Below are 24691 nucleotides of genomic sequence, written 5' to 3' on the forward strand. Positions count from 1 at the left end.
CCCATGTCGATCCAAACGACGGACATACCCTTCTCCGGTCCACCTCGTCATCGGCTTCTGCTGCTGACCAGGCGCTATCTGCAGCAGGCCGCAATCGTCGGCGTCGCGGTCGCTCTGGTTGTCTGGTTCGGGTGTTCCGTCCGTCACGCGCTTGCGCAGAAGGGCATCCAGTTTTCCTTCGGCTATCTCTGGAATTCGGCGGGGATCAGTCTCAGTGAGGGCGTCGTGATAGCCTTCGAAGGCCTGCGCCCCATCCTCAGGCCGTTTTCCTCCACGGACACCAATGCGCAGGCTCTTCTCGCTGGCTTGGGCAACACGCTCAAGGTGACACTCTCCGCCATTCTTCTCAGCACCGCATTCGGGACCATCGTCGGGATCGGCCGCCTGTCGACGAACTGGCTCGTCCGAAATCTCTCTTTCGGGCTGGTGGAGTGCGTACGCAACACGCCGCTGCTCATTCAGATCGTGTTTTGGTATTTCGCGGTGGTCCTCCGCTTTCCACCAGCCGACGCCGCTTCCAGCTGGTTTGGCGGCCTGATCGCGAGCCGCTCTGGAGTTTTCCTGCCGGGAATCGCCGTTTCGGACGTTGCCTCTCCCGTTTCGTGGAGCCTACTTGTTTGCGGCTTTGGGGCCGCGTTCGCAGCGCTGTTCGTAGGTCATAGAGCCACGAAGGCCGCGCTGTGTGCCGCTTCGGCCGCAGCTGTGACCGGATCCATCATCGTTGGCTTTCCACTTGCCCTCGACCTGCCGGTCGCGACGCGTTTCGGAGCGAACGGCGGAACGGTGCTGACGCCGGAAATGACCGCGATCCTTCTCGCCATCGTGGTGAATAGCTCGGCCTATGTCGCGGAAATCGTTCGTGGCGCGATTGATGCGCTGCCGAAGGGGCAATGGGAAGCCTCCGCGGCGCTCGGCCTGTCCAGGTCGCACACGCTGCGCGACATCATCCTTCCACAGGTCTTCCGGGTTGTCCTGCCCTCGTTCGCCAATCGCTACATCAGCCTGACCAAGGATACCTCTCTTGGCATCGCGATCGGGTATCCGGACCTCTTCAACGTCTCCGGCACGGTCTCAAACCAGACCGGGCGCAATCTGGAAGGCGTCATCATCGTGATGCTGACCTATCTCGTCTTGAGCTGGATCATCAGTGCCTGCATGAACTTGATCAATGCGCGAGCGAACGCGCGAGGAGGCTCGTGATGAACGTCGTCGCGCTGCGGTGGGTTCACCGCAACCTCTTCGCCAAACCGTTCGACGCGGTGCTATCTGTCTTCGTTATCCCGATCTCGGCATGGGTCATCTACGCTTTCGCAAAATGGGTGCTCGTCGATGCCCGCTGGCATGTGCTGACCGGCAGCATGCGGGTGCTGATGGTCGGCATCTATCCTGTTGACCAACTATGGCGCGCATGGTTCTCCGTGACCGTGCTTTCCGCGATGCTCGGCGCTGGTCTCGGTCTCTCCATGCAGCCGCCGCGACGTCTTCTGGCGGTTCTCGCCATTCTAGGCGCCGCCGCCGGAATTATTGCTTCCTTCAGCGTGGGAGCCGCGCATGGGGCGCTCATCACGGCCAGTGCCTGGATCGGCGTCGGCGTGTGGCAAGCGGTCTCCCTGTCCGTTCGAGCGCGGCGACTGGCTGCGCCGGCAATGTTGCTCGGTTTAGCGGCGATCTTCTTCGTCTTTTCGCCTCCGGGGCTGGAGACGTGGGGCGGGTTGCTGCTGAGCGTCATCCTGACGCTCACAACTTCGGTTCTGACGCTACCTTTTGGCATCCTCCTCGCATTCGGCCGTCAGAGCCGTATCGCGAGCCTGCGCGTGATCTGCACGGCCTATATCGAGATCATGCGGTCCGTCCCCCTGATCCTCGTAGTCTACTGGATCTGGATCGTGGTTCCACTTCTCGCGCCGAACACGTCAGTTCCAAGCCTTCTTCGTGGCATGGCGGGTTTTGCGCTGTTCTACGCCGCCTATGTCGCGGAGTACGTTCGCAGTGGACTGCAGGCACTTCCCAAAGGTCAGGTCGAAGCGGCTAATTCGCTTGGGATGAGCACCTGGACCATCAACGTCGACATTGTCCTTCCACAAGCCTTACGCGTGGTTGTTCCTGCGCTGGTCGGTCAGGTTCTGGACATTTTTAACGGAGCCACGCTGGTCTTCATCATCGGCCTTACAGATTTTCTACGCGCCGGTCAGATGATCCTTGCCGATCCGCAGAACAGCGGACGGATCTACGAGATCTACGTCTTCCTGCTCGCGGTTTATTTCACCGTCGGTGCGACGATCACCTACGCCTCGCGCCGGCTCGAAGCCTATCTCGCAAGGGGGGCGCGATGAGCGCTAACCAACAGCAGCCTTCGGTTGGGTCGACAGACAGCATCGTCACCCTTTCGCGTTTGAACAAATCCTTTGGCTTATTCCATGTACTCAAGGACGTCGATCTTGAGGTGGCGCGAGGCGAGGTCGTCGTCATCATCGGTGCGAGCGGATCAGGCAAATCCACGCTCATCCGGTGTGTCAACGGTCTGGAGATGTACCAAAGCGGCCGATTGCGGGTTGACGGCTTCGACATGCCGACTGAAGCCGACCGGGAGATCGGTGGAGAGAAGGAGCTCGCCAATATCCGCAAAGGGGTGGGCATGGTGTTCCAGCAGTTCAACCTTTTTCCGCATATGAGCGCGATCGACAACGTTGCGATCGCCCCCGTTCGCGTCCGTAAGAAAACGCCTGCCGAAGCCCGTGCAACAGGCTTGCGTCTGTTAGAGCGGGTGGGCTTGCGCGATCATGCCCACAAGTTTCCCGGGCAACTGTCGGGCGGCCAGCAGCAGCGCGTCGCGATTGCGCGATCGCTAGCGATGGAACCCCACATCATGCTGTTCGACGAACCGACATCCGCCCTCGACCCCGAGATGGTCGGAGAAGTCCTCGACGTCATGCGAGAACTTGCAAGAGAAGGCATGACGATGATGATTGTGACTCATGAGATGGGCTTTGCTCGCGAGGTCGCAGATCGGGTCGTCTACATCGATTACGGTCGGATTCTCGAGATCGGGACGCCGAGCGCGATTTTCGACCGTCCGTCACACGAGAGAACCCGTACCTTCCTGTCCCGTGTCTTGCGGCACTAGTGCGCGAAAAATGTTCGCGGCGGTGCCCGTCGAGCCTAACTGACCAAACCGAAAAGGTGACATAATGACGAGAGCGATGAACAAGAGATTGTCGACCCAACCGAACGACAGCGGCTGGCAAGGCATCTTCTCTGCCGATGCGGCACAACTCGGCGCCGATGTCGTTGAGCTAATTGGAGATGACCGCGCGCTCGAGGTGCGGTCGCTGAACCTGATCGCCTCCGTGTCCTATTGCCCGCTGGGACTTCGGCAGATTGAGGGGACCCATCTCGTCAATCGCGCTGCAATTGGCTTACCCGGCCGAAGAATTGTCGCGAATTGCGAACATCTTGACGCGATCGAGGTTCTCGCGACCGAGCGGGCCAAAGCCGTGTTCGCCGCCGAATACGCGAATGTACAGGCGCTCTCTTCGACCATTGCCAACGTAGCGGTGTTGCGCGCGGTTGTTCGAGAGGACGGGGCGCGGCTGCTGATGTTCGACGAGCTTGCGGGCGGCCACGTTAGCCCGTCTTATTCGTCAGAGTGCGCCTGAGAGGCTGGCGAGCGTGGTGTAAAGCGCTGATGCGGCGTAGGATTCGGTTGCAAAGCCAACCCCATCACCTCAACCGCGAACGCCAGGCCCGCCATGACCGATGATACGATTCTGCCCTTCTCGTTTCCAGCCGTTCACGCCAAGAAAGTCACAGCTGCCTTCGATGGCGGTCGGCTGACCTCGAACGGGGGCGTGATGCTTCTGGCGATGGCCGAGCGGCGTCTCGGCTTGGCCGACAATTTGGCCCGGGTGTTCCCGGATCGGCGCGATCCGACGCGGGTCGTGCACAGCCTTGTCGATATGTTCCGCGCGCGCATGTTCGCGATCTGCTGCGGCTACGAGGACGCCGACGACCTCGATCATCTGCGGTCCGATCCCGCATTCAAGCTGGCCTGCGGACGGCTGCCGGACACGGGTCGCGATCTGTGTTCCCAACCGACGCTGTCGCGGCTGGAGAATGCTCCGCGCCTGCGCGACGTGATCCGACTGACCTACACTTTGGTCGACGCATGGATGGATAGCTACCCGCGCGAGCCGGCATCCGTCACGCTCGACATCGATGATACCTGCGATGTCGTCCACGGCCATCAGCAGCTCTCGCTGTTCAACGCTCATTATGACGAACGCTGCTTCCTGCCGATCCACGTCTACGACACGGAGAAGAGCCGGCCCGTGGCGGTCGTGCTGCGGCCCGGCAAGACGCCGGGCGGCGTCGAGGTGCGTGCCCACCTGCGCCGCCTGATCCGGCATATCCGGACGCGGTGGCACAACACGCGAATTACGTTCCGTGGCGACGGGCACTATGCCCGGCCGGAGGCAATGGCGTGGTGCGAGACCAACGGCATCGACTACATCTTCGGTCTGTCCGGCACCAAGCCGCTCGCCAGAAAACTCGACGAGGCCGCCGACGACATCCGCACGCGACGCGCCATCGAGAACCTGCCGGTTCTGCGTGGCTATACCGAGACGCGCCACAAGGCAAAGTCCTGGGATCGCGAACGGCGTACCGTCGCCCGTATTGAGGCGACGATGCTCGGCCTCGACATCCGTTTCGTCGTCACCAGCCTCGATGTCGGCTCGGCCGAGTGGATCTACGACAGCCTGTATTGCGCGCGCGGCCAAGCCGAGAATCTGATCAAGCTGCATAAGACACAGCTCGCCTCCGATCGCACCAGCTGCCGTTCGGCGCTCGCCAATCAAGTCCGCCTCGTTCTCCACACCGCCGCTTATTGGCTGATGCTGACCGTGCGCGACGCGATTCCCAAAGCCCGGGAATTGGCCACAGCCGAGTTCGCGACGCTGCGTCTTCGTCTCTTGAAACTCGCTGCCCGTGTGGTCGAGACCACGAGCCGCATTCGCCTTGCGTTTGCCGCGGCATGTCCCGAAGCCGACCTGATCCGCGGCTTGCCAGGCGCGCTGCTGCCTCTCGGTCCTTGACCGGCGGGGCGTCCGCCCCCCGTTCGCCCAACCTACACCTCAAGCGCGTTGCAAAGTACGGGTCGGTCAGGCGGTGAAAAGCCGAAGGCAATCCCGCGCGCCTCGTCAGAGCAGATGTGCGGCCACATCAATCGGACTAAAAAAAGCACTCTCACGAATAGGACGGGTTAGCCATGGGGCAATGCGTCATATCACCGGCTCTAATCGCGAGGTCACATCCTTCGGCGTCACGCCGTCTGGCATGGTGGACCTCGATCACGCTCGGGACATGGCGCGCAAGACGCGACCGCATATCCTGATTGCCGGTCCATCGTCCTATCCTCGGGAAATCGACTTTGCGGCCTTGCGCGCCATCGCCGATGAAGTGGGCGCGCTCCTGTTCACTGACATCGCGCACGTGGCGGGGCTGATTGCGGCCGGCCTGCACGCTAATCCGGTTCCTTTTTCGGACGTTTCGACGACCTCGACGCAGAAGACGCTCTGCGGACCGCGGAATGGCGCATTCGTCTTCGCCAAGAATCGCTTCGGCGCCGAAATCGACGCCGCGATATTCCCTGGCCTGCAGGGGCCGGCAGCGGCGAATCTGATCGCCGCCAGGGCCGTTCAGATGGAGATGATCACCCGCCCGGCCTTCGCCGAACTCATGCGTAACGTCCTTGCGAATGCGAAGGCTCTGGCGGCGGGCCTCGAAGAGGGCGGGGTGGTCCTATACACCGGCGGCACCGACTCGCACATGGTCATGGCGTTTACCGGCGAGCTCTGGACGCAAGCGGAACTGGTCGCGAAGCTCGGCGAGTATGGCATCCTGGGAAATGCCATGCGGGCGCCTGACCGCTCAGGAAAACCACGCACGGCCTTCCGTCTCGGAACCGTGGGCCTGACGATTCGCGGCCTCGGCATGGATGATTTTTCGCAGATCGGCCAAGAGCTGGCATTGATCTTTGCCGCCGGACCAGGCGCCCCGCTGGATCGGGCGCGTCTCGAGACGCTGCGGCAGCTCGCCGCCACTCACCCCGTTCCTTCCTTCATCGACTGACACAGTGCGCTGACCGCTATCCCGGCGCGGGAGCAATAGATCTGAGTATCGCCGCAACCGACAAATCTGACGTCTCCGGCTCTTTTGATCCCGAGGGCAGCCGCCTTCTCAGCCAAGGCTAGGACCTGGCGGGCCGGGAGGCGTCGGTGTTCGACGTTCTGTCGCTCGACCTCGGCTCCATGTCGTCCGCTAGGAGCCCGTCCAGATATGTTTTCGTGACGGGCATTTGTTGTAGAGTAGCAGGCTCAGGCTGCGTTTGCGAGGTTGAACAGCTTGAGGAGGTTATGGACGGTGCAGATCATTGTCCACTCGGCGCGCACTTTCTCGATGCCCCGCAACAGGAACTGGCGGAAGCCTCTTGCCTGTTTGATCTGCCCGAACACCGGCTCCACCACTTGCTTTCGCAATCGGTAGGGTGTTTCGAAGCCGCCATCGTCGATCTTCTTTCGCATGGCCTGTGTCAGCGGGCCGCCGACTTTTCCGTTCGCTACTGTCGGGTGTTTGGCGCGTCCGGGCGCGACATAGCCATCGATGCTGCGTGTGTCGAGCGCTTCGAGATTGGCTTCGCTGCAGTAGCCGGAATCCGCTGAGGCCTGCCGCGGCTTGCGGCCAAGATTGCTCTCGATGGCCTCGATCAGGGGCACCAACTGGCCCTGATCGCTGCCGTGCTGGGTCAGTTCTTGCGCGACAATGATCTGGGCATGTGCATCGACGGCCGCCTGGGCATTATAGGCCTGAACGAAGCCATCCTTCGACTTCATGATGCGGCTTTCCGGATCGGTGAAGTTGCGTTGCGCCTTGGGATTGGGTTCCTCCGATGGCAGCGCCGCCGGTTTGCCCGGCTTCTTGCGGCCTTCGGCCTGGCGCTGCTGTTCCTTTTCGGCCTCGATGCGGCGCTCTTCCTCCGCCGCCAGTTTGGCGTCCGCTTCCAGCGCCGCCATCGCTTGCTGGATCTTCGCCAGCCGTTTCTGCTTGTCGACGGTCCAGTCCGGCAGTTCGTCGCTGTTGCCGAAAGTCTCATCCTCCGAGGCATCCGCCGCCTCGGCGGCCGCCAGCATGCGAGCGACCTCGGCCTTCAATTCCGCCTCGCGCTTCTTCATGCGCTCATAACTCATCGCCTTGTGTTTCGACGCGTTCGCCTTGATCTTCGTACCATCCAGCGCGACATGACCGAGCTTGACCAGCCCGGCCGTCTCGCACAACTTCAGAACCTGCACGAATAGCGCGCCGAGCGCCTTCAAATGTCGCTTGCGAAAGTCGCTGATCGTCCGAAAATCCGGCGCATCCAGCGCCACGATCATCACAAAATCGTTCCGCTCCCGGCAGGCCTTGGCAATCCGACGCGACGAATACAGCCCACTCGCATAGCTATGCAGCAGCAGCGCCACCATCATCCGCGGATCAAACGGCGGCTGCCCAAGCCCGCTCACATAGCTGCCCATGATCTCCCTGAGATCGAGGCTCTCCCGCACCAGATCAACCATAAACCGCGAGACATGGCCTTTCGGCACGAAGTCCTGCACATTCGGCGGCAGAAGCAGCGTCTGATCGATGTTCCAAGGCCGAAAATACTTGCTCATCGCCCAATGTTGAATCAGACCCGACCAGATTTGAACAGCGACTATCCAGACAAGCTCCTAGGGACCTCATGGCAGCAGTGCTTGCCAACGCCGTTCAGGAACCTCAGGCGAGGCGGGCTGTCCTGACGACTGCAACGGAAGTGTTCCGACGAGATCCCGACGTGCCGCGCGCGTCGATGATCGACGTCGCGGTCACGACGGTGCGAAATTTCGAGCCGGGCGGAGAAATTGAGACCCTGTTGTTCTCAAGAGGCATTCACGCCGTCCTCGCGCATAGGGTGGCACATGCGCTCTGGCGTGGAGGTAGAAAAGAGCTCGCACTAGCAACGAAGACGATCTTCGGTCAAGCCTTCGCGACCGACATTCATCCCGGAGCGGTATTCGGCCGCGGAGTCTGGCTGGATCACGGTCTGGGTTTCGTTGTCGGGGAGACTGCGGAGATTGAGGACGATGTCAGCATCTGGCATGGCGTCACGCTCGGCAGCACCCTGAAGGATAGCAGCGACCGCCGCCATCCCCGCTTGCGGCGTGGATGCACGATCGGCGCCGGCACGATCATCCTGGGCGGAATCGATATCGGCGAGGGAAGCGTCGTCGCGGCCGGTTCGATCGTTCTGACCCCGTTGCGCCTGGAACGTACGCATACGACGAGGACCGCGTGATGGACGCATGCGCGCGGGTACGGCGAGCTCTATGATGGCGTTTGCGTGAAGGTCAGGCGGCCTGCTGATCGGCGGGCTTGTCGGCTTGGCGCAGGAGCTTCCATTCCCAGGGCAGCAATTCGTGCAGACGCGATGCGGGAAGATCGGCGATACGGGCGAGGACGTCGGCGAGCCAGGCTTTCGGATCGACGTCGTTGAGACGACAGGTCGTGATCATCGTCAGCATGATGGCGGCACGGTCGGCACCACGCTGGCTGCCGGCGAAGGTCCAGTTGCGCCTTCCCAAGGCGATGCCTCTCAATGCGCGCTCAGCACAATTGTTGGTCAAGCAGATCCTGCCATCGTCGAGGAAGCGGGCGAAGTCGTCCCAGCGCCTGAGCATGTAATTCATAGGCTTCAGGACCTCGGAGGAGCGAGAGAGGGTTTCGCGCTCACGCAGCAACCAGGCGTGCATGTCCCCGAGGAGCGGCTTGCTCTTTTCCTGGCGCACGGCGCGCCGCTCTTCGGCGCCGCAGCCGTTAATGGCGCGCTCGATCTCGAACAACACATCCAGGCGCCTGACCGCCTCCAGCGCGATCGGAGAGACCGGTTTACCTCTCTTGCCTTCCCGGGCATTCTTCTCGATGTCAGCCAGCTCGAAGAAGCCCCGCCGCGCATGGGCGAAGCAAAACGCCGGCGTAATCGGCAGCACCTTCTTCTGCGGGTCGAACAGCGGCTCGAAGCCGTTGTAGCAATCGGCTTGCAGGATGCCGGCGAAGGCGGCCAGATGCTTCTGCGGATGCTCGCCTCGTCGGTCGCTCGAGGCGTAATAGACCGCCGCCGGCGGCGCAGGCCCGGCAAAGGGCCGGTCATCCCGCACATAAGTCCAGATCCGCCCGGTCGTGCACTTGCCCTTCGCCAGGATACGGATGGTGGTGTCATCGCCATGAAGGCGCTCAGCAGCGAGCACATGGCGTTCGATCAAGTGGAAGAGTGGCATGACGGCGAAGGTCCCGTGGCCGACCTGGTCGGCCAGCGTCGACAGCGGCAAATCGATCCTCTCGGCCTTAAAGCGCGCACTCTGGCGGTTGAGCGGGATATGCATGCCGAACTTGTCGAACAGGATCGTCGCCAGCAATTGTGGGCCGATGAAGCCGCGCGGCGTGGCATGGAACGGCGCAGGCGGCTGGCTGATCTTCTCGCAATCGCGGCAGGTGAACTTCTCGCGCACTGTCTCGATGACCTTGAAGCGACGCGGGATCTCCTCCAGCGTCTTGGTCACATCCTCGCCGACCTTCGCCAGCCGCGATCCGCCGCAGCAGGCGCAGCTCGTCGGAGCGTCAATGACGACGCGCTCGTGTTCGATGTCGTCCGGCCAAGGCTTGCGCACCGGCCGCTTGCGCGTGAAGGGGCGGACGTTCTGCGTCTTCGCCGCTGCGGCCTGCGCCGCAAGCTCATCCTCGCTCGCCGTGGCGACGAGGTCTTCGAGCTCCAGTTCCAACTGCTCGAGCAGCCGCGCCGTGCGCTCGGAGCGCTGCCCGTACAGTTCGCGTTTGAGCTTCTCGATCCGCAGCTCGAGATGCGCGACCAGCGCCTCGTTGTTCGACAGCTCCGCCTGCGCGCTGGCAGCCATCGCCTCAGCTCGCAGCCGCGCCTCACGCTCGGCCTGCAGCGCCGCCAGGGCACTGACAAGGTCCGATGGAAGATCGTCCGGCTTTGATATCACGAAGCCATTGAATCAGATCAAGCAGCAGATTCAAACCTGCAAAACGACTAACCGACCCGCGTCGGACGCTGGGTTTCTTGAGGGTTGCGCCAATCGATCCCGGACAACAGATAGCTCAATTGCGCCGGAGAGATCGTTACCGATTCACCGGCAACCGATGGCCAGATGAACCTTCCTCTCTCGAGTCTTTTGGTAAACAAGCATGCTCCCTGGCCATCGTGCCAGATCATCTTCACAAGATCGCTGCGGCGACCGCGGAAGACGAACAGATGACCGCTGAGCGGGTCTTTGCGCAACACCTCCTGCACTTGGAGTGCCAACGACGGAAAGCCTCTGCGCATATCCGTGTAGCCTGTCGCGAGCCACACTCGCGCGCCTGTCGGAACCGGGATCATCGGCGCACCAGGGCATCGAGAACTCGCCGCAGCGCGTCTCCATCAACGTCACCGTCGACCCGGATGCGGTGTCCGCTACCGAGATCAATCTCGATGATGCCCTGGCTCCTCCGTCGACGCGCCGGCGCCGTCGTCAATGGCGCTTCGGCCACATCCCGCGGCGGCACAGACGGCCCAATCTCGACCGGCACCAACGGCGCTACACTCGTTTCACCGTGCTTGCAAAGCTCTTTGCGCCACCTGAACAGCTGGCTCACATGAAGGCCGGCCATGCGAGCCACCTCGGAAACAGTGGCTCCGGGCTCGAACGATGCTGCAACTAGCCGTTCCTTCTCATCCTGTGACCACCGACGCCGCCGCTCGACCGATGTGATCACCTCTGCCCGCGAAATCGTCATAGCGCTTCTCCTAGGATTACCCCTAGGACCTGCAGCGCTCGCGTCCGTCAAACAAGGCGGCCCTCAATGGAGGGATACCCTGGAACGACCGTCGCTGGGGTTCCTGCCCGCCAGAAACCTCGTTCCACCACGTCGTTCTCGGGCTTTTGAGCAGGTCCCCATCCGGAGCTATCATGACCGCCTTCTGGCATCGACCATCCTCTTTTGCTCGACCGTTGTGCAGCGCTTGGCTTCGCACCACGCCCCCTCGGCAGGCATCCATGGGGGACGTGCATGCAGCTCGTTCAGTTCGATGGTTGCTCTATCGAACTTATGAGCCTTTATGACGAGACCTTGATCGATCAACATGCGGTCGATGGATTCAGCTTCGGCCGCTACATCCGTGATCAGTTACACGAACGGGAAGGAAAGGCAGATCAGTGCTCAATTGATCTGTGATGCAAAGTGGCTCGGATCGGTTCGTCGAGATATCGCTTAACAAGAAAGCTAAAAGCGATTGCCACTAGAGTCATGGTTGGTACCGCTAGCGCTGCATGATTCTGCGCAACCCAACCTGCCGAAGTTCCGCCGAACAATAGCATGAGTAGAACGTAGTGGGTCATATAAAGCGGATATGAAAGATCTCCGATAAACTCGCTAAAACGGTTGATCGACGGACTCCCGATTGCATTAGCGCCCAGCCAAACAAGGAGCGGATATACGATTGTGACGATCAGGAAATCGTAGGGCTTCCAAAGGAAGGGCCAAAAGAAGGTCGCAAGCAGGATAAGTGGAAGGTAATATGCTGCCCGTGGCAACAGCGGTTGCCTGCCAATACGGTAAGCAACAACGCCCGCGATAAATGAAAAACCTACCCGTACAAAGCCAATCCAGAAGGTTCTGCGGTCGTAACCGCCGTTTAGGCTTCCGAAATCGTAGCACGTGTATGCCGTTGCAACCGCGGCGAAGGCGAGCATCGCTAGCAACCATCGAAGCGATAGTTGGCGCAGAAAAAGAGCAAACGTTAGGCTCGCCACATACTCGCAAAGCAATGACCAGGCGGGAGCGACTAAAGGAAAAATAGGAAAGCTGGGATCGCTGAGAAATAGGTGCGGCAATAGAAGTGCGCTGGAGGTGAGGAGAATAAAAAACTCCGTGACACTAAAATTGAATAATGCGGCAGCCACAGGCGCATAGAATCGTCCGAGTACAGCCACAACGAAGCCCAACAAGGAGCCAATTACGACCAGCGGATGCAGTCGTATCAGACGCCGTTTAATAAGCTCTGTGGGTGACAATTCTACGCGAGAAGGGTCGTAGGCAAATGCCATTACATACCCTGACAAGCAAAAGAAAAAATCTACAGCGAGATAACCGCGAGGAATCCAGTTCTGAGGACCGAACTGAAAGGGTTCATAAAAGTGTAAAAAGGCGACGCAGATGGCAGCAATTCCCCGCATGCCGTCAAGAATGCTCAGTCGCGCGACCTCTTTTGGCAGCCAGCGACCCGGGGTCTTCGGGAAAGGCGTTGGGGGGCGCGGTAAATTCGGGAGGTCGTAGCTGGATTTGAGCATCGCGTTCGACATCTAAGATTCTGCGATTCTATTAACGCATCTGTCGCATTTTCTTTGCATATACTTGCATATACTTGCATATACTTGCATATACCGTGTGCCGCTACACGGTCTGAGCACCGTCAACTGCTTTAGGTGTTTAGTCCCGGCATTTGCTGGAGCGGATTGAGGGTGAATCGTTCGGGCTCTTTTGTCCAGCATTTGCAGATGTATTCGTAAGGTGTGGCCTGCAGGGGCTTCAGCAGCCGAGCGTAGTTATCGCCATTGATGAGGTCGGCAAGGTGAGCTTCGAGCTGACTCGGAAGGCGGGCGAACAGCTCGGCCAACTGGACGAGCCCCGAGAGCGGTGGGAAAGCTCTTCGCGCGCTCGGCCTCCCTAAGCATGGGTTGTTTCTCCGAAAGATGGCGCCGAAGCGCTAGTCTGGGGATCGATGCCTCCTGATCTCCCTGATGAGCAGCAATCGTCTCGCTTGCGTGGCATTAAGCAGGCCCTCGAACAAGACGAAGATGTCGCGCGCCTGGACGTAGACGTCGGTGTTGATGGAGTGCTGATCGAAACCGTACGACGCCAGACGAGCCTTGATTTCGGTCGTGGCAACAGGAATGAGTCGCCAACTCAACGCGTTTTGACGTGTGTAGTACTCGGCCTCGTCTTCGGCCTCAGGCGCGATCCCGGTCATGTCGATGCTGCGCAAGGCGGCCTCAATCGCCTTTTGCCGGTAGATCGCAAGCACCCGATGGCGCAGCGTAAGCGCTGTTCAGCGGCCACCTACCGGTTGACGGGGCGATCTGCGAGTCTGCGGTTTGTTTGAACCGTTAGGCTTAGAATGGACACAGTGCATAGTGCTATCACGGAGCCGGTGCGACGGCTTGAGGTCTTCACTGGAGCCGGCCGTCGGCGGAAGTGGAGCGACGAGGACAAGGCGCGGATTGTTGCGGAGATCGTGGCGAGCGGCGACTCGGTCTGTTCGGTAGCGCGACGGCATGGATTGTCGCCGCAGCAGTTGTTTGGCTGGCGCCGTCAGTTGCGAGAAGCTGCGGGCGGTCATTCCGAAGTGGAAGAAGTACAGTTTGTGCCGGCGGTGGTGGATGCCGTAGTGCCGGCGCCCGCTCTTGGCCGTGAGCGCAAAGCGGTGCGCTGCAAGGCCAAGACGGATTCCGGGATCATCGAGATCGAAGTCGACGGAATCACGATCCGGGCCGGTCGTGGTGCGGACCCGACGATGATTGCGTCGATCGTCCAGACACTGAAGGCGAGCCGGTGATTGGTCCGTCGGGTGTGGTCCGGGTGATGGTGGCGACCAAACCGGTAGACTTCCGCAAGGGGATGGAAGGGCTTGCGACCCTGGTGCGCGAGAGCATGCGGGCAGACCCATTCTCGGGAGCTGTCTATGTGTTCCGGGCCAAGCGGGCGGATCGGATCAAGCTGGTGTTCTGGGACGGAACGGGTCTGTGTCTGTTCACCAAGAGGCTGGAGGATGGGATCTTCCGCTGGCCGAAGGTCGAGGACGGCGTGATGCGTCTGTCGGCGGCGCAATTGTCGGCGCTGCTGGAGGGGCTCGACTGGCGGCTTGTGCATGAGGCACGGGCGACGCCGGCGCCAACACAAGCGGGATAGTTGTTGGCGGTGCTGCGGCGAAGTGAATCAGGAGCGTCGGACGCGTCGCCAGATGGCGGCGAATATGCTCTGAATTGGGTGTGAGTGACGCCCTGCCTGACGATCCCGAGACGCTGAAAGCGATGCTGCTTGCCGAGCGGTGCGAGAGCGAACGACTGCGTCAGATCATCAAGGAATTGCAGCGACATCGGTTTGGCCGACGGGCAGAGACGCTGCCTGAAGATCAGATGCTGCTGGGCCTGGAAGACGTCGAGCAGGTCGCAGCGTACGGCGAGACGGCGCAGGACGTCAGCGCACCTGAAGGCCGTGAGGTGCAAGCCGGTAGGCGCCGCGTCAACCGTGGCGCCTTTGCCGGCGCACCTGCCGCGGATCGAAGTCGTCGTCGACATCGAGGGCAAGACCTGTCCCTGCTGCCAGGGCGAGTTACACCGGATCGGCGAGGATAGAAGCGAGCGGCTGGACCTGGTCCCGGCGCAGTTCCGGATCCTCGTGACCCGGCGTCCCAAATACGCCTGCCGCGCTTGCGAGGACGGCGTCATGCAGGCGCCGGCCCCGGCTCGACTGATTGAGGGTGGGTTGCCGACCGAAGCAACCATCGCCCAGGTTCTGGTGTCCAAATATGCCGATCACCTGCCGCTCTATCGGCAGGCGCAGATTTACGCCCGCCAGGGCATTGAGCTCGATCGTTCGACGCTGGCGGACTGGGTCGGACAAGCCGCCTTCCACCTGCGTCCGTTGCATGACCGTCTCCTCGGCAAGCTCAGGCGACGGCCAAAGCTGTTCGCCGACGAGACAACGATGCCGGTGCTCGATCCTGGCCGTGGGCGCACCAAGACCGGCCAGCTCTGGGCCTATGCGGCGGACGACCAGCCATGGGGCGGCGCCGATCCGCCGGGCGTCGCCTATGTCTATGCTCCCGATCGCAAGGCCGACCGACCAATCGCCCATCTGGCAGGCTTCAAGGGGATCCTGCAGGTCGATGGCTATGCTGGCTATGGCAAGCTGGCCGAGCGTGGCGACGTTCAGCTTGCATTCTGCTGGTCCCACATGCGGCGTAACTTCTACGAACTCGCCGCCCCCGGTCCCGCGCCCATTGCGGGCGAGGCGCTCAAGCATATCGCCGAGTTCTATGCCATCGAGAAGGACATCCGTGGCCGTAGCGCCGAGGAGCGCTGTCTCGTTCGGCAACAGAAAAGCCGACCGCTGGCGGAAGCCTTCGAGCAGTGGCTCCGCGCAAAGCTCCCGTTGATTAGCCACGACACGAAGCACGCCGGGTGGAGAATTGTGGACACACGATGGGACGTTGGCAAAGTTGGCTGGGATTGAAAAAGAGACGCCGAGAGTAGCGTGACACCATGGTCTGGCCTTATTTGAGGCGGAAGTCGCCGGCACAAAAGTGCAGGTGCTATATTGGGGAGGGCGGAATATGTCGAATGAGCGGAAAAGCATTGTCTGCGCAGGACAGATCTTGGTTGATGGCAGTCCAATGCGCTGCAAGGTCCGCCACCTCACGGCATCCTCCGCAATCGTTCAGACGCCTGACGCGCGTTTCATGCCCGCAGCTTTTGGGCTGCGCGTTCCAAGCGCGGACGTCGATACGATATGCCAGGTAGTTTGGCGTGATGCGCGCCGACTTGGCGTGACATTTTTGAACTAGTCGACAACAGTTGCCCAGACGCATCACCGTCCTGAACTCGGACCCTATTGAGTTGTAGGTTTGCAGGACACCTCGACTTGATTTCGGCCGGTGCCGCCGCATGAGGCGCATCGCATCGCTCCTGAAGAGCAAGCGTCAACCACGGAGTGAAAGACCTGAAGACAATTTGAGCTGGACGCGCGGAGCCTTCATCGACCACGCGTCGACGGTCACTCTTCTGCGTAACTGTGAGTACGACAGATATCCGCGAGCAGCGCACCGCTACCGAGCCGATGCCAGTTATGATCTCTCGCTCGGGCAGATGGCCGTGGCGCACCAGCCGTTGGCGGCCATCATCGGTAACCTGCGGCGTGCCTGCCGAGCAAAGCCGCCACTTCGGCCTCCACGGCCTGCATCAGCAGCGCTCGCGCGCCGCTGCGAAAAACCTCGGTAAGCGGGTCCGCGAAGCTTCCTGGCTGGGAAAATTGAAAACCGTTAGAGTCGGTCACGGCGCCTTCGATCGAAACTGGAGGCTTCGAACACCACCACGATACGCCGCCTTACCTCTTCATGCTGTCACCAACTTTCGCCCATAGCCCATCCGGTCGATCCACTTGCGAAATGGATGACCTTATCGGATCATCGATTCAGCAATTGTCCAGAAACCTGTTCAGCCTCTTCAACGCCGCTGCTGTTCCAAGCTGCAACCTACTCGACCATGACGCGCTCCACATTCCGTAAACCGCGCAGCGCGCCCTCATCATGCCGCTCTTCGCCCCGCCAGTAGCAGATTTGCAGCGTCTTGGACAACGGCCCGCCTCCCTTCTTCTCGCAGGCCCTCCAAGCTCCAAACAGCGCGCTTCCGCCTTGCGCGGTACACCCATAGAAGCTTCGACGCTCGGCGCGGCTTGGACTCTTGACAACCGCTTCTGCCGCGGCCCGGCGTGGCGAGCGCAAGCTCCGGCAAAGCCGGCCGAGCCAATCGGCCGCGAAACCGTTGGAGCACAGTATCTTGGCACACCCGGGGACGTTGATCTGCTTACAAGGATGCCGCGGCACTGGATCGATGAGGCGTTGAAGTCGCCGTGACGGCGTCACGACTGCCGCTTTCACATGTCGATTGGACCGCTTATCAACTGAGGTGTATTCCCCGTCGATGACTCTGCGCGATCTCGATTGAACATGCTTTCTTGTGCTGCTCGAACGAAAGGCTCTCTACACCCGCCTCGATCAACCCCTGCTCACCCTAGCACCCACTTTTCGTGGAACGAGAGTCGTGATTCAAGCGAGATAATACCCGAAGCAAGAGAAGTCCGCTTTTCGAGGAAAGATCGCAAGGTGCCTGAAACCTGTTGCCCCTCACCGGTGACATTGCAGCGTGATTTGAAGCGAGCGCGGATACTTCTGTTGGCGGCGGCCGGACGCGGCCCCCGGTCGATCGCCAAGGAAGTCGGGGTCTAGCCGCGGATTGTCAGCCTTTGGCGGCATCGCTATGCCGAGCAACGTCTTGAAGGGCTGCAAGACAAGCCGCGGCCCGGCAAGCTGCGATCTATACGAAGACGACCGACAAGCGGATTCTCAAGCTGCTGGATAAGGCGCCCCGCGCAAGGGTTTGCGCGCTGGACCACCCGCCCTCTGCTGGCCGAGGCGCTGGGCGATGTTGATGTCCAATATGTCTGGCGGTCCTGCACAACCACAAGATTGACCTCGCGGCTCGCAGTCCTGGTGGGAGAGCAATGACCCGAACGTTGCGGCCAAAGCTGCCGATGTCGTCGGCCTTTACGTCGCCCCGCCAGCGAAGGCGCTATGCGTGGACGAGAAGCGCTCGATCCACGCCTTGGAGCATCCGAAGTTGCTCAACGGCCGCGCATTGCCCGGCCAGAGCCACGATTAGAAGCGGCATAGTTGCGCCTGAGCTCAGTCCCTGGCCGGCTCGCGCCAAATATTCCAATCCTTTAGTGTCCGTGTCGTACATGGCCGCCCGGGGCGCGGTCCCTTCGCCTGGCACAATGCTTGCTGTGGATCATTCACTGGCTGGGACGAGGGAAGCGACGACCAGACGTGGGAGATATGTCACGATGAGTGCAACACCTTTGATCGATGATGTCATTCCGCGCGGCAACGTTGTGAAACGCGCAGCGCGCATCGGTGCCGAAATCAAAGATCTGAGGCTCACGGGCGATTTGCCGACCCAGATCATCGCTGCGATCAGTGGCCTGTTACTCGAGCACAAGGTGATCTTCTTCCGTAACCAGAGCCACCTTGATGATGCTGGGCAGGAGCGCTTTGCAGCTCGGTTCGGAAAGCTGGTACCGCACCCGATGCTCGGTGCTGCCAACGGAACTGCGTCGCTCCTTGAGCTCGACTCCACCCGCGGCGGAGGTCGCGCTGACATATGGCACGCAGATGGGACCTTTGCCGACGCATATCCGAAGATTCTGGTTCTACGAGCCGTTGTAATCCCATCGTTCGGCGGCGATACGCTGTGGTCGAATACAGCAGCCGCGTATCTCGATCTGCCGCCTCCGCTACAACGGCTTGCCGACGGCCTCTGGGCCGTTCACAGCAACCTCTTCGATTACGCCGGAATGGCCCGTGTCCGCGAAGTCGACAAGAAGCATTTTGACGATGTCTTCACCAGAACCATCTTTGAGACCGAGCATCCTCTCGTCCGCGTCCACCCCGAGACCAGTGAACGCACGCTATTGCTCGGCGCGTTGGTACAGCGGTTTGTCGACATTCCCAAATATGACGGTCAGAAACTGTTCGATTTATTCCAATATCATATCACTGCAGCCGAGAACACCGTGCGTTGGAACTGGACGGAGGGCGACGTCGCGATATGGGACAACCGCGCAACGTTGCACTACGCGGTCAACGATTATGGCGATCATCATCGCGTCATGCGCCGGGCCACGATCGATGGCGACGTGCCCGTAAGCGTCGACGGCCGGCGCAGCATAACGCGGCTCAAGATCAGCAAGCAGCCGCCCTCGATACCGCCCATCATACTCCAAGCTGGACAATCGAGCGAGCCTGGCTGAACGGAGCTGTTCCCGCTGAGTCCCACTGGTTGACTGCTCCCGCTGAATTCGTCTGAGGTCCAGCGCACGCGCCCCATACGTCGTTGTTCCAAGAGTAGTCACCGTGAAAAGTTGCCGTATGGATCGCTCGAGCTCCAAATCGGAGCCTCTGTCGATACAGTTGGAGCAGATGATGACCCGACTTACACCATTGCGTCGATGACGCACGTGTTGTGTCGGCGACCTTTGCAGCCGACCCGCTTGCGCGTCAGCTCAATCGTCGCTTTCATCTCCGCATGGTTTGTTCTGGTGGCGCTCACGGCCTGCTTGAATAGATTTTTGTCCTCCTCTCTGCCGGCGTACTCCGTTCGAATTCCTGGCGAGCCAGCACCGCTTATCCAACTGAAGACCATAAAGCTCTCGCCGGTAGCCTATTTGCCGAGCGGACATCCCAGATTCGCGACGTTCGGTTATAGGCAGCATCGACCTCTTGAGCCGAGGTTCGAATGGTAAGAAGGTTCGCTTTCGAGGAGCTGACGAACTCGAACAGAATGGCCGATCGAACAGCCGGAAACGTGCGGTTGGTGATGCCGATCGCCGATACGCTCGGGCCAGCGGGCTTGCAAGGCGCTTGTGCATCCTGACCAAGGATCCGAGGTCAAGCCGACATCACGAACCATTGGAGCAGCATGGAGCTTACGCTAGGTGATCTCGAAGTACCGCTGACGTTCAAAGTCGGTAACACGATGTTGAACGGATTCCCATTCTCAACGGCGCGAGCAAGAAAAGGCTTCAACAAACCTGTCTCCAAAGACATCCCTGGCGACTGGAGACCGTGCAAGTCGGTATGTCGCCTCTGATAAGCTTTGCGGAAGTCTAGCGGAAGTATGGCAGGTCTTCTCGCTTGCATCACCGACGATCGAAGCCGGCAATGCAGCATCTTCTTCGATTCCCAGAATGCCTGAACCGATCGCGCACGGAGCGCGAGATATGGGTTCATGTCCGCGCCTGTCAGCCTGTACTCTAGGCGATGAGCAGACGGGTCTCCCGGAATGACCCGTACCGCACAGGAACGGTTGTCAACTCCCCAGCTTGGACAGGTTGGAGCCCAGCAGCCGGGCACCAACCGCTTGTAGCTATTGAAGTTCGGCGCGGCGAGCACACAGAAATCACTCATGTATTTCAGCTGTCCGCCAATGAATTGACTCATCTGTTTTGAGATACCGCGGAACCTGTCGCGGTCGTAGAACGCATTGTCACCGTCGGACGCAACTGAGATGTGAATATGTCCGGACTGGCCGGGCCATTTCTCAGAAACCTTGGCCATGAAAGTGGCCATCATGCCCCGCGTTTGCGCCCACGCTTTTATCATCGATTTGAGTACGATTGCTCGATCCGCGGCCTCCAGCGCATCACAATCATGAAGTGACGCTTCAATGACGCCAGGCCCCGTTTCAAAGTGCAGCCCGATAAGAGGTATTCTGGCCTTGTCACAAAGCACCAAGATCTCACCGAACAGCTCCTGGTGTGCGACAGAGCGCGCAATCGAGTAACCGAATGGACCACGCGTTAACGGAACCCATTTGTCAAAGGGCTTCTCTTCTATCGTGTCTGCGTTCTCCTTGAACAGCATAAATTCAAACTCGAACCCGGCAGCGCAGCTGTATCCATGGTTAGCAGCCCTTCGAAGGACCTTGCGCAGAACGCCACGCGGGCAAATACCCTCATGCGCGCCCGTAAACTCGGCGAGGTAGAGGCGTTGATCCCCGACATAAGACACAGCACGTCCGGTGCTTGACAGTATACGCAGATCGGCGTCTCCGAACGCCGACAGAGGCTTCTGCGTGAAGCCGGCTGGTATCACTCGGTCCGAACAATCCCAGGCGAGCACCGCTTCAGAGAACTTGATGACTCCGTCTCGATCCGAGACATCTTCCTGTAAGATGTGTTTGCCCCGCAGGACGCCATCAAAATCACTCACACCGATCATTGTCGCGTGGGTTGGATTCACCCCAATAGCATCGGTTAACATCAGTTGCGATCCTGCGTCATCAAATCAAACACGTGGTCCATCCGCATCGCTCGCAACTTGCGATAATCATCCTCAAGCTGATTCAATTCGTTATTCACCAGATAAACAATTCCCGGTGTCGATGCTAAGTCGACCGTCGGAACCAGGTTTTGGCCTATCGGAACGAAAGCAATGGCATCAGCGAAGCTCGGGAGCTTGCGAATCGTTTCCAGACCCGAATAGCCGCTAACAACACCGGCCGTGTCGGAAATCAGCGAGACGCACAGTGCATGAGCCTGCCGTTTGTAAGCCCCACGCCGCCTCATATACGCAGCAAAGCCTTGGGGATCTGCGTAGCGCCACGCCGTCAGCGCCATATGGTTATGACCCAACGCCATTGTTCGTGCTTTTGCCGACATGGTTCCTTGAAGCCTCGCTCCGAAGTCCACCAAAACCGGTCCCCGATGGTCGACGATGATCTCGGCATGAGCAGGTCCGTCGACAATCTGAAGCGCCTGCAAAGCGCGCACCAAGTAGTCGGACAGTTTATGAACAATCGGTTCCCTGCCCCCCAGCAACCGCTCCACCGAGCAAACCGACGACGCCCCCTCAATAGGAACGGTGTCATAGGTCCAGGCCTCGGTAACGAAGGCTTCGCCGTCGATCGAGACCGCATTTACGGTGTACTGCTGGCCGTTTATCTTCTCCTGTCCAAGCGCAAAATGATTGAACGCTCCTGTACGGTTCGTCTTCCCGACAATTGCGCCTACAGCTCTCCGAATATCGGCGTCAGTCGAGCAAAAGAACACATCCTCGGTACCCGTACTGTTCAGAGGCTTGACCACGATTTCATCGAAATCCGCGCGATGCTTCCAGTTCGTGACCTCTTCAGCATTATTGGACACGACCTGCCTGATCGATCGCACGCCTGCAGCGCCCAGCGCGTCAGACAAACGCGCCTTGTCACGTCGGGCGGCTGACAGCGCCGTCCCATTTGAAGGTAACCCTAGCCGCTCCGACAGCGAGTCGGCGAGCTCAACACCGGTTTCGCACCCCGCGATAACAAACTCCAGCTTCCTGCCGCGGAGGACCTGAGCATGAAATTCAACGATCTCCTCATTAGACATTTGCTCGGGCGGACGAATGACTTCATCATACAGATCTGCATTGAAATGCGGTTGAAAGATCGCAGGAATTTGCGCAGCAGACATCACGTGCACCGTTCCAATTTCATAACGCTCAAACTCCTCCGGTAGGTATCGACCGGTCGAGTATGCGTCCACGATTACGCAACTGCGTTCCTTCATGCGGATCTCCGATACTGCAAGTAGATGTTGCCCGAGGCGACAGCCGTAATGAGAACATTTCCAACGAACGTATGTGAGGAAGGCACGATGCGAGAATCGAAGTACTGGAACAGAAAGGTGATGATAGGAGCCGTGGACAGGACCATGTTGACTGTGAAGGGCTCTACGCGGCGAATGCCCGCTTGGATCAAGAGCAAAGGAACGATGATCGTCGACAGCCCAATCGTTGCGATTGCAAGCCAATGCTGCGAGATCTCAAGCACGAGAGAGGAATAGTCAACCAGTCCCAGCAGCAGCAGAATGGTTGCGTTAAACCGATGGGCCAGCACTTGCCGTACAGAAAACCCACGGTCGAAGAGCAACTTGACGAGAATATTTGTGAGGGCCAGCGATAGACCGGCCACGATTGCCAAGACGATGCCAAAGGACGATCGAGTCCCCCACTCCATGCCCGCGTTGCCGCTAGCCGAGATCCAAATCATGTAGCATCCAATCGCCGCGATCGTAACGCTCACGACAACATCGGATGCTGGAGGGACGCCCTGTCGCCTGATCAGTGCATTTAACCACACTGTTGCTGTGGGCCCTAACGCCACCATGAACGCGACGACGATCGCCGGTTCTGCATATTTGAGACCGATGAACAAGCCGATCCAGCTTATCGCGGTCACGACATTGAGCGAGACAAGAACCAGGAGCGAGCGCTTCGTCAGCCGCGCCTCGCCTCCCTCGTGGCGAGCTAGGAGATTGAACATTAGACAAACCGCAGCAAAGGACAGCAGCAGAGCGACGAACACGTCTGCCTGCTGAAAATACGACGCGGCATAAACCTCCCCTGCGGCGCTCACGACGACATAAAGCGCCACAAAGAGGTACGCATACGACGGAGGCCGCCTGATTGACGCATGCGCGCGGGCACGGCGAGGTCTATGATGGCATTGGGTGAAGGGTGAAGGTCAGGCGGCCTGCTGATTGGCTGGCTTGTCGGCCTGGCGCAGGAGCTTCCATTCCCAGGGCAAGAGCTCGTGCAGACGCGATGCGGGATGATCGGCGATACGGGCCAGGACGTCGGCGAGCCAGGCCTTGGGATCGACGTCGTTGAGGCGACAGGTCGTGATCATCGTCAGCATGATGGCGGCACGGTCGGCGCCGCGTTGGCTGCCGGCGAAGGTCCAGTTGCGCCTTCCCAAGGCGATGCCTCTCAATGCGCGCTCAGCGCAATTGTTGGTCAAGCAGATCCTGCCGTCGTCGAGGAAGCGGGCGAAGCCGTCCCAGCGCCTGAGCATGTAGTTAATCGGCTTCAGGACCTCGGAGGAACGCGAGAGGGTTTCGCGCTCGCGGAGCAGCCAGGCATGCATGTCCTCGAGAAGTGACTTACTCTGTTCCTGGCGAGCGGCACGCCGCTCGCCGGCACCGCGGCCGTTGATGGCGCGCTCGATCTCGAACAACGTATCGAGGCGTCTGACAGCCTCCAGCGCGATCGGGGAGACCGGTTTGCCTTTCTTGCCTTCCCGAGCATTTTTCTCGATATCAGCCAGCTCGAAGAAGCCCCGCCGCGCATGGGCCACGCAAAACGCCGGCGTAATCGGCAGCGCCTTCTTCTGCGGGTCGAACAGCGGCTCGAAGCCGCTGTAGCAATCCGCCTGCAAGATGCCGGCGAAGGCGGCCAGATGTCTCTGTGGATGCTCGCCTCGTCGGTCGCTCGAGGCGTAATAGACCGCTGCCGGCGGCGCAGGCCCGGCGAACGGCCGGTCATCCCGCACATAAGTCCAGATCCGCCCGGTCGTGCACTTGCCCTTCGCCAGAATACGGATGGTGGTGTCGTCGCCATGAAGGCGCTCGGCAGCGAGCACGTGGCGTTCGATCAAGTGGAAGAGCGGCATGACGGCGAAGGTCCCGTGGCCGACCTGGTCGGCCAGCGTCGACAACGGCAGGTCGATCCCCTCGGCCTTAAAGCGCGCACTCTGGCGGTTGAGCGGGATATGCATGCCGAACTTGTCGAACAGGATCGTCGCCAGCAATTGTGGGCCGATGAAGCCGCGCGGCGTGGCATGGAACGGCGCGGGCGGCTGGCTGATCTTCTCGCAATCGCGGCAGGTGAACTTCTCGCGTACCGTCTCGATCAGCTTGAAGCGGCGCGGGATCTCCTCCAGCGTCTTGGTCACATCCTCACCGATCTTCGCCAGCCGCGATCCACCGCAGCAGGCGCAGGTCGTTGGAGTCTCAATGACGACGCGCTCGCGTTCGATATCGTCAGGCCATGGCTTGCGCACCGGCCGCTTGCGCATGAAGGGGCGGACGTTCTGCGTCTTCGCCGCTGCGGCCTGTGCGGCAAGCTCATCCTCGCTCGCCGTGGTGACGAGTTCTTCGAGCTCCAACTCCAACTGCTCGAGCAGCCGTGCCGAGCGCTCGGATCGCTGCCCGTGCAGTTCGCGTTTCAGCTTCTCGATGCGCAACTCGAGATGAGCGATCAGCGCCTCGGTATCCGACAGTTTCGCCTGCGCATTCGCGGCTTGCGCCTGCCAGTTGGCGGCCTTCGCCTCGGCTTTCTGTCGCGCCTCACGCTCGGCCTGCAGCGCCGCCAGGGCACTGACAAGGTCCGATGGAAGATCATCCGGCTTCGATATCATGGAGCCATTGAATCAGATCGAGCAGCAGATTCAAACCGTAAAAC

21 protein-coding genes and 4 pseudogenes are annotated in these 24691 nt (G+C 60.2%); 13 read left to right on the forward strand and 12 right to left on the reverse strand.

The features are described 5' to 3' along the window. Window positions 1-3: 3 nt before the first annotated feature. The 6 genes from HAP48_RS05480 to HAP48_RS05505 all read left to right on the forward strand — a co-directional run bounded on the left by HAP48_RS05480 (window position 4) and on the right by HAP48_RS05505 (window position 6129). On the forward strand, window positions 4-1200 hold the full coding sequence (locus tag HAP48_RS05480) for an ABC transporter permease subunit (RefSeq protein WP_165125865.1): 1197 nt from the start codon (window positions 4-6) through the stop codon (window positions 1198-1200). Continuing rightward, the gene (locus HAP48_RS05485; RefSeq protein WP_029084901.1) at window positions 1200-2333 is read left to right on the forward strand and encodes an amino acid ABC transporter permease; all 1134 of its coding nucleotides are present in this window, start codon (window positions 1200-1202) and stop codon (window positions 2331-2333) included. The genes HAP48_RS05480 and HAP48_RS05485 overlap by 1 nt, the downstream gene beginning before the upstream one ends. Continuing rightward, a complete protein-coding gene (locus HAP48_RS05490) occupies window positions 2330-3124 on the forward strand; it encodes an amino acid ABC transporter ATP-binding protein (protein ID WP_051346800.1) in 795 nt (264 codons plus the stop codon). The genes HAP48_RS05485 and HAP48_RS05490 overlap by 4 nt, the downstream gene beginning before the upstream one ends. A 76-nt stretch (window positions 3125-3200) precedes the next feature. Then, window positions 3201-3656 (forward strand): hypothetical protein, encoded by a 456-nt coding sequence (locus HAP48_RS05495; protein WP_166214501.1) that lies wholly within the window; start codon window positions 3201-3203, stop codon window positions 3654-3656. A 93-nt stretch (window positions 3657-3749) separates the two neighbouring features. Then, window positions 3750-5093, forward strand: coding sequence for an IS1380-like element ISBdi2 family transposase (locus tag HAP48_RS05500; RefSeq protein ID WP_166204320.1), 1344 nt, complete (start codon window positions 3750-3752; stop codon window positions 5091-5093). A gap of 73 nt (window positions 5094-5166) precedes the next feature. Beyond that, window positions 5167-6129 carry a PLP-dependent aminotransferase family protein gene (locus tag HAP48_RS05505; protein WP_224496922.1) on the forward strand — a complete coding sequence of 321 codons (963 nt, stop codon included), beginning with the start codon at window positions 5167-5169 and terminating at the stop codon, window positions 6127-6129. A 245-nt stretch (window positions 6130-6374) separates the two neighbouring features. Here HAP48_RS05505 and HAP48_RS05510 read toward each other — a convergent pair whose 3' ends face one another. After that, window positions 6375-7709, reverse strand: coding sequence for an IS1182 family transposase (locus HAP48_RS05510; protein WP_166202952.1), 1335 nt, complete (start codon window positions 7707-7709; stop codon window positions 6375-6377). 68 nt (window positions 7710-7777) lie between these two features. On the opposite strand from HAP48_RS05510, the gene HAP48_RS05515 reads away from it, so the two are divergent. Continuing rightward, the gene (locus HAP48_RS05515; protein WP_166214499.1) at window positions 7778-8371 is read left to right on the forward strand and encodes a serine O-acetyltransferase; all 594 of its coding nucleotides are present in this window, start codon (window positions 7778-7780) and stop codon (window positions 8369-8371) included. Between the two features lie 52 nt (window positions 8372-8423). Here HAP48_RS05515 and tnpC (HAP48_RS05520) read toward each other — a convergent pair whose 3' ends face one another. Genes tnpC (HAP48_RS05520) through tnpA (HAP48_RS49930) form a run of 3 tightly spaced genes read right to left on the reverse strand, consistent with a single transcriptional unit; the run spans window position 8424 to window position 10869 of the window. Next, entirely contained in the window at window positions 8424-10076 is a 1653-nt protein-coding gene (gene tnpC / locus HAP48_RS05520) for an IS66 family transposase (protein ID WP_166207527.1), read from the reverse strand. A 47-nt stretch (window positions 10077-10123) separates the two neighbouring features. Then, window positions 10124-10471, reverse strand: a complete 348-nt coding sequence (gene tnpB / locus HAP48_RS05525) for an IS66 family insertion sequence element accessory protein TnpB (protein WP_165124204.1) — start codon at window positions 10469-10471, stop codon at window positions 10124-10126. Beyond that, the gene (tnpA, locus tag HAP48_RS49930) at window positions 10468-10869 is read right to left on the reverse strand and encodes an IS66-like element accessory protein TnpA (RefSeq protein WP_166205105.1); all 402 of its coding nucleotides are present in this window, start codon (window positions 10867-10869) and stop codon (window positions 10468-10470) included. The genes tnpB (HAP48_RS05525) and tnpA (HAP48_RS49930) overlap by 4 nt, the downstream gene beginning before the upstream one ends. A 273-nt stretch (window positions 10870-11142) precedes the next feature. Here tnpA (HAP48_RS49930) and HAP48_RS05535 point away from each other — a divergent pair, with 273 nt between their 5' ends. Then, window positions 11143-11307, forward strand: a complete 165-nt coding sequence (locus HAP48_RS05535; protein WP_166214498.1) for a hypothetical protein — start codon at window positions 11143-11145, stop codon at window positions 11305-11307. Here HAP48_RS05535 and HAP48_RS05540 read toward each other — a convergent pair. From HAP48_RS05540 to HAP48_RS05550, 3 genes and pseudogenes are all read right to left on the reverse strand, one after another. Then, window positions 11286-12434, reverse strand: a complete 1149-nt coding sequence (locus HAP48_RS05540) for an acyltransferase family protein (protein WP_224496923.1) — start codon at window positions 12432-12434, stop codon at window positions 11286-11288. The genes HAP48_RS05535 and HAP48_RS05540 overlap by 22 nt on opposite strands. 119 nt (window positions 12435-12553) lie before the next feature. Then, window positions 12554-12718: pseudogene (locus HAP48_RS05545) on the reverse strand (IS481 family transposase); the annotation flags it as partial. 120 nt (window positions 12719-12838) lie between these two features. After that, window positions 12839-13156, reverse strand: coding sequence for a hypothetical protein (locus HAP48_RS05550; RefSeq protein WP_175612360.1), 318 nt, complete (start codon window positions 13154-13156; stop codon window positions 12839-12841). A 126-nt stretch (window positions 13157-13282) separates the two neighbouring features. Between HAP48_RS05550 and tnpA (HAP48_RS05555) the strand changes: the two genes are divergently transcribed. From tnpA (HAP48_RS05555) to tnpC (HAP48_RS05565), 3 genes and pseudogenes are all read left to right on the forward strand, one after another. Further along, window positions 13283-13687 (forward strand): IS66-like element accessory protein TnpA, encoded by a 405-nt coding sequence (gene tnpA, locus HAP48_RS05555; RefSeq protein ID WP_224496924.1) that lies wholly within the window; start codon window positions 13283-13285, stop codon window positions 13685-13687. After that, window positions 13684-14040 (forward strand): IS66 family insertion sequence element accessory protein TnpB, encoded by a 357-nt coding sequence (gene tnpB, locus HAP48_RS05560; protein ID WP_166214495.1) that lies wholly within the window; start codon window positions 13684-13686, stop codon window positions 14038-14040. Before tnpA (HAP48_RS05555) ends, tnpB (HAP48_RS05560) begins: the two co-directional genes overlap by 4 nt. A gap of 122 nt (window positions 14041-14162) precedes the next feature. Next, a pseudogene (tnpC, locus tag HAP48_RS05565) lies at window positions 14163-15342 on the forward strand (IS66 family transposase); the annotation flags it as partial. Window positions 15343-15938: 596 nt separating this feature from the next. Here tnpC (HAP48_RS05565) and HAP48_RS05570 read toward each other — a convergent pair. Next, a pseudogene (locus HAP48_RS05570) lies at window positions 15939-16185 on the reverse strand (IS256 family transposase); the annotation flags it as partial. A 781-nt stretch (window positions 16186-16966) separates the two neighbouring features. On the opposite strand from HAP48_RS05570, the pseudogene HAP48_RS05575 reads away from it, so the two are divergent. Together HAP48_RS05575 and HAP48_RS05580 are read left to right on the forward strand one after the other, a co-directional pair. Then, window positions 16967-17567: pseudogene (locus HAP48_RS05575) on the forward strand (helix-turn-helix domain-containing protein); the annotation flags it as partial. Window positions 17568-17754: 187 nt separating this feature from the next. Continuing rightward, a complete protein-coding gene (locus HAP48_RS05580) occupies window positions 17755-18720 on the forward strand; it encodes a TauD/TfdA dioxygenase family protein (RefSeq protein WP_051346740.1) in 966 nt (321 codons plus the stop codon). A 637-nt stretch (window positions 18721-19357) separates the two neighbouring features. On the opposite strand, the gene HAP48_RS05585 is transcribed toward HAP48_RS05580, so the two are convergent. The 4 genes from HAP48_RS05585 to tnpC (HAP48_RS05600) form a co-directional block, all read right to left on the reverse strand. After that, window positions 19358-20731: a glutamine synthetase gene (locus HAP48_RS05585; protein ID WP_477021274.1), complete on the reverse strand. Its 1374-nt coding sequence runs from the start codon at window positions 20729-20731 to the stop codon at window positions 19358-19360. Then, complete coding sequence (locus HAP48_RS05590) at window positions 20731-22017, reverse strand: ATP-grasp domain-containing protein (protein ID WP_166214494.1); 1287 nt, start codon at window positions 22015-22017, stop codon at window positions 20731-20733. Before HAP48_RS05590 ends, HAP48_RS05585 begins: the two co-directional genes overlap by 1 nt. Beyond that, window positions 22014-22883 (reverse strand): EamA family transporter, encoded by an 870-nt coding sequence (locus HAP48_RS05595; protein WP_224496925.1) that lies wholly within the window; start codon window positions 22881-22883, stop codon window positions 22014-22016. The genes HAP48_RS05590 and HAP48_RS05595 overlap by 4 nt, the downstream gene beginning before the upstream one ends. A gap of 90 nt (window positions 22884-22973) precedes the next feature. After that, the gene (gene tnpC / locus HAP48_RS05600; protein WP_166205228.1) at window positions 22974-24647 is read right to left on the reverse strand and encodes an IS66 family transposase; all 1674 of its coding nucleotides are present in this window, start codon (window positions 24645-24647) and stop codon (window positions 22974-22976) included. Window positions 24648-24691 lie beyond the last annotated feature (44 nt).

This window comes from Bradyrhizobium septentrionale (assembly GCF_011516645.4).
Taxonomy (GTDB): Bacteria; Pseudomonadota; Alphaproteobacteria; order Rhizobiales; family Xanthobacteraceae; genus Bradyrhizobium; species Bradyrhizobium septentrionale.

Excerpts from the sequence above, each read along its gene's own strand:
- HAP48_RS05480 (WP_165125865.1), top strand. The coding sequence starts at position 4 with ATGTCGATCCAAACGACGGACATACCCTTCTCCGGTCCACCTCGTCAT.
- HAP48_RS05485 (WP_029084901.1), top strand. The coding sequence starts at position 1,200 with ATGAACGTCGTCGCGCTGCGGTGGGTTCACCGCAACCTCTTCGCCAAA.
- HAP48_RS05490 (WP_051346800.1), top strand. The coding sequence starts at position 2,330 with ATGAGCGCTAACCAACAGCAGCCTTCGGTTGGGTCGACAGACAGCATC.
- HAP48_RS05495 (WP_166214501.1), top strand. The coding sequence starts at position 3,201 with ATGAACAAGAGATTGTCGACCCAACCGAACGACAGCGGCTGGCAAGGC.
- HAP48_RS05500 (WP_166204320.1), top strand. The coding sequence starts at position 3,750 with ATGACCGATGATACGATTCTGCCCTTCTCGTTTCCAGCCGTTCACGCC.
- HAP48_RS05510 (WP_166202952.1), bottom strand. The coding sequence starts at position 7,709 with ATGAGCAAGTATTTTCGGCCTTGGAACATCGATCAGACGCTGCTTCTG.
- HAP48_RS05515 (WP_166214499.1), top strand. The coding sequence starts at position 7,778 with ATGGCAGCAGTGCTTGCCAACGCCGTTCAGGAACCTCAGGCGAGGCGG.
- tnpB (WP_165124204.1), bottom strand. The coding sequence starts at position 10,471 with ATGATCCCGGTTCCGACAGGCGCGCGAGTGTGGCTCGCGACAGGCTAC.
- tnpA (WP_166205105.1), bottom strand. The coding sequence starts at position 10,869 with ATGACGATTTCGCGGGCAGAGGTGATCACATCGGTCGAGCGGCGGCGT.
- HAP48_RS05535 (WP_166214498.1), top strand. The coding sequence starts at position 11,143 with ATGCAGCTCGTTCAGTTCGATGGTTGCTCTATCGAACTTATGAGCCTT.
- HAP48_RS05540 (WP_224496923.1), bottom strand. The coding sequence starts at position 12,434 with ATGTCGAACGCGATGCTCAAATCCAGCTACGACCTCCCGAATTTACCG.
- HAP48_RS05580 (WP_051346740.1), top strand. The coding sequence starts at position 17,755 with ATGAGTGCAACACCTTTGATCGATGATGTCATTCCGCGCGGCAACGTT.
- HAP48_RS05585 (WP_477021274.1), bottom strand. The coding sequence starts at position 20,731 with ATGTTAACCGATGCTATTGGGGTGAATCCAACCCACGCGACAATGATC.
- HAP48_RS05590 (WP_166214494.1), bottom strand. The coding sequence starts at position 22,017 with ATGAAGGAACGCAGTTGCGTAATCGTGGACGCATACTCGACCGGTCGA.
- tnpC (WP_166205228.1), bottom strand. The coding sequence starts at position 24,647 with ATGATATCGAAGCCGGATGATCTTCCATCGGACCTTGTCAGTGCCCTG.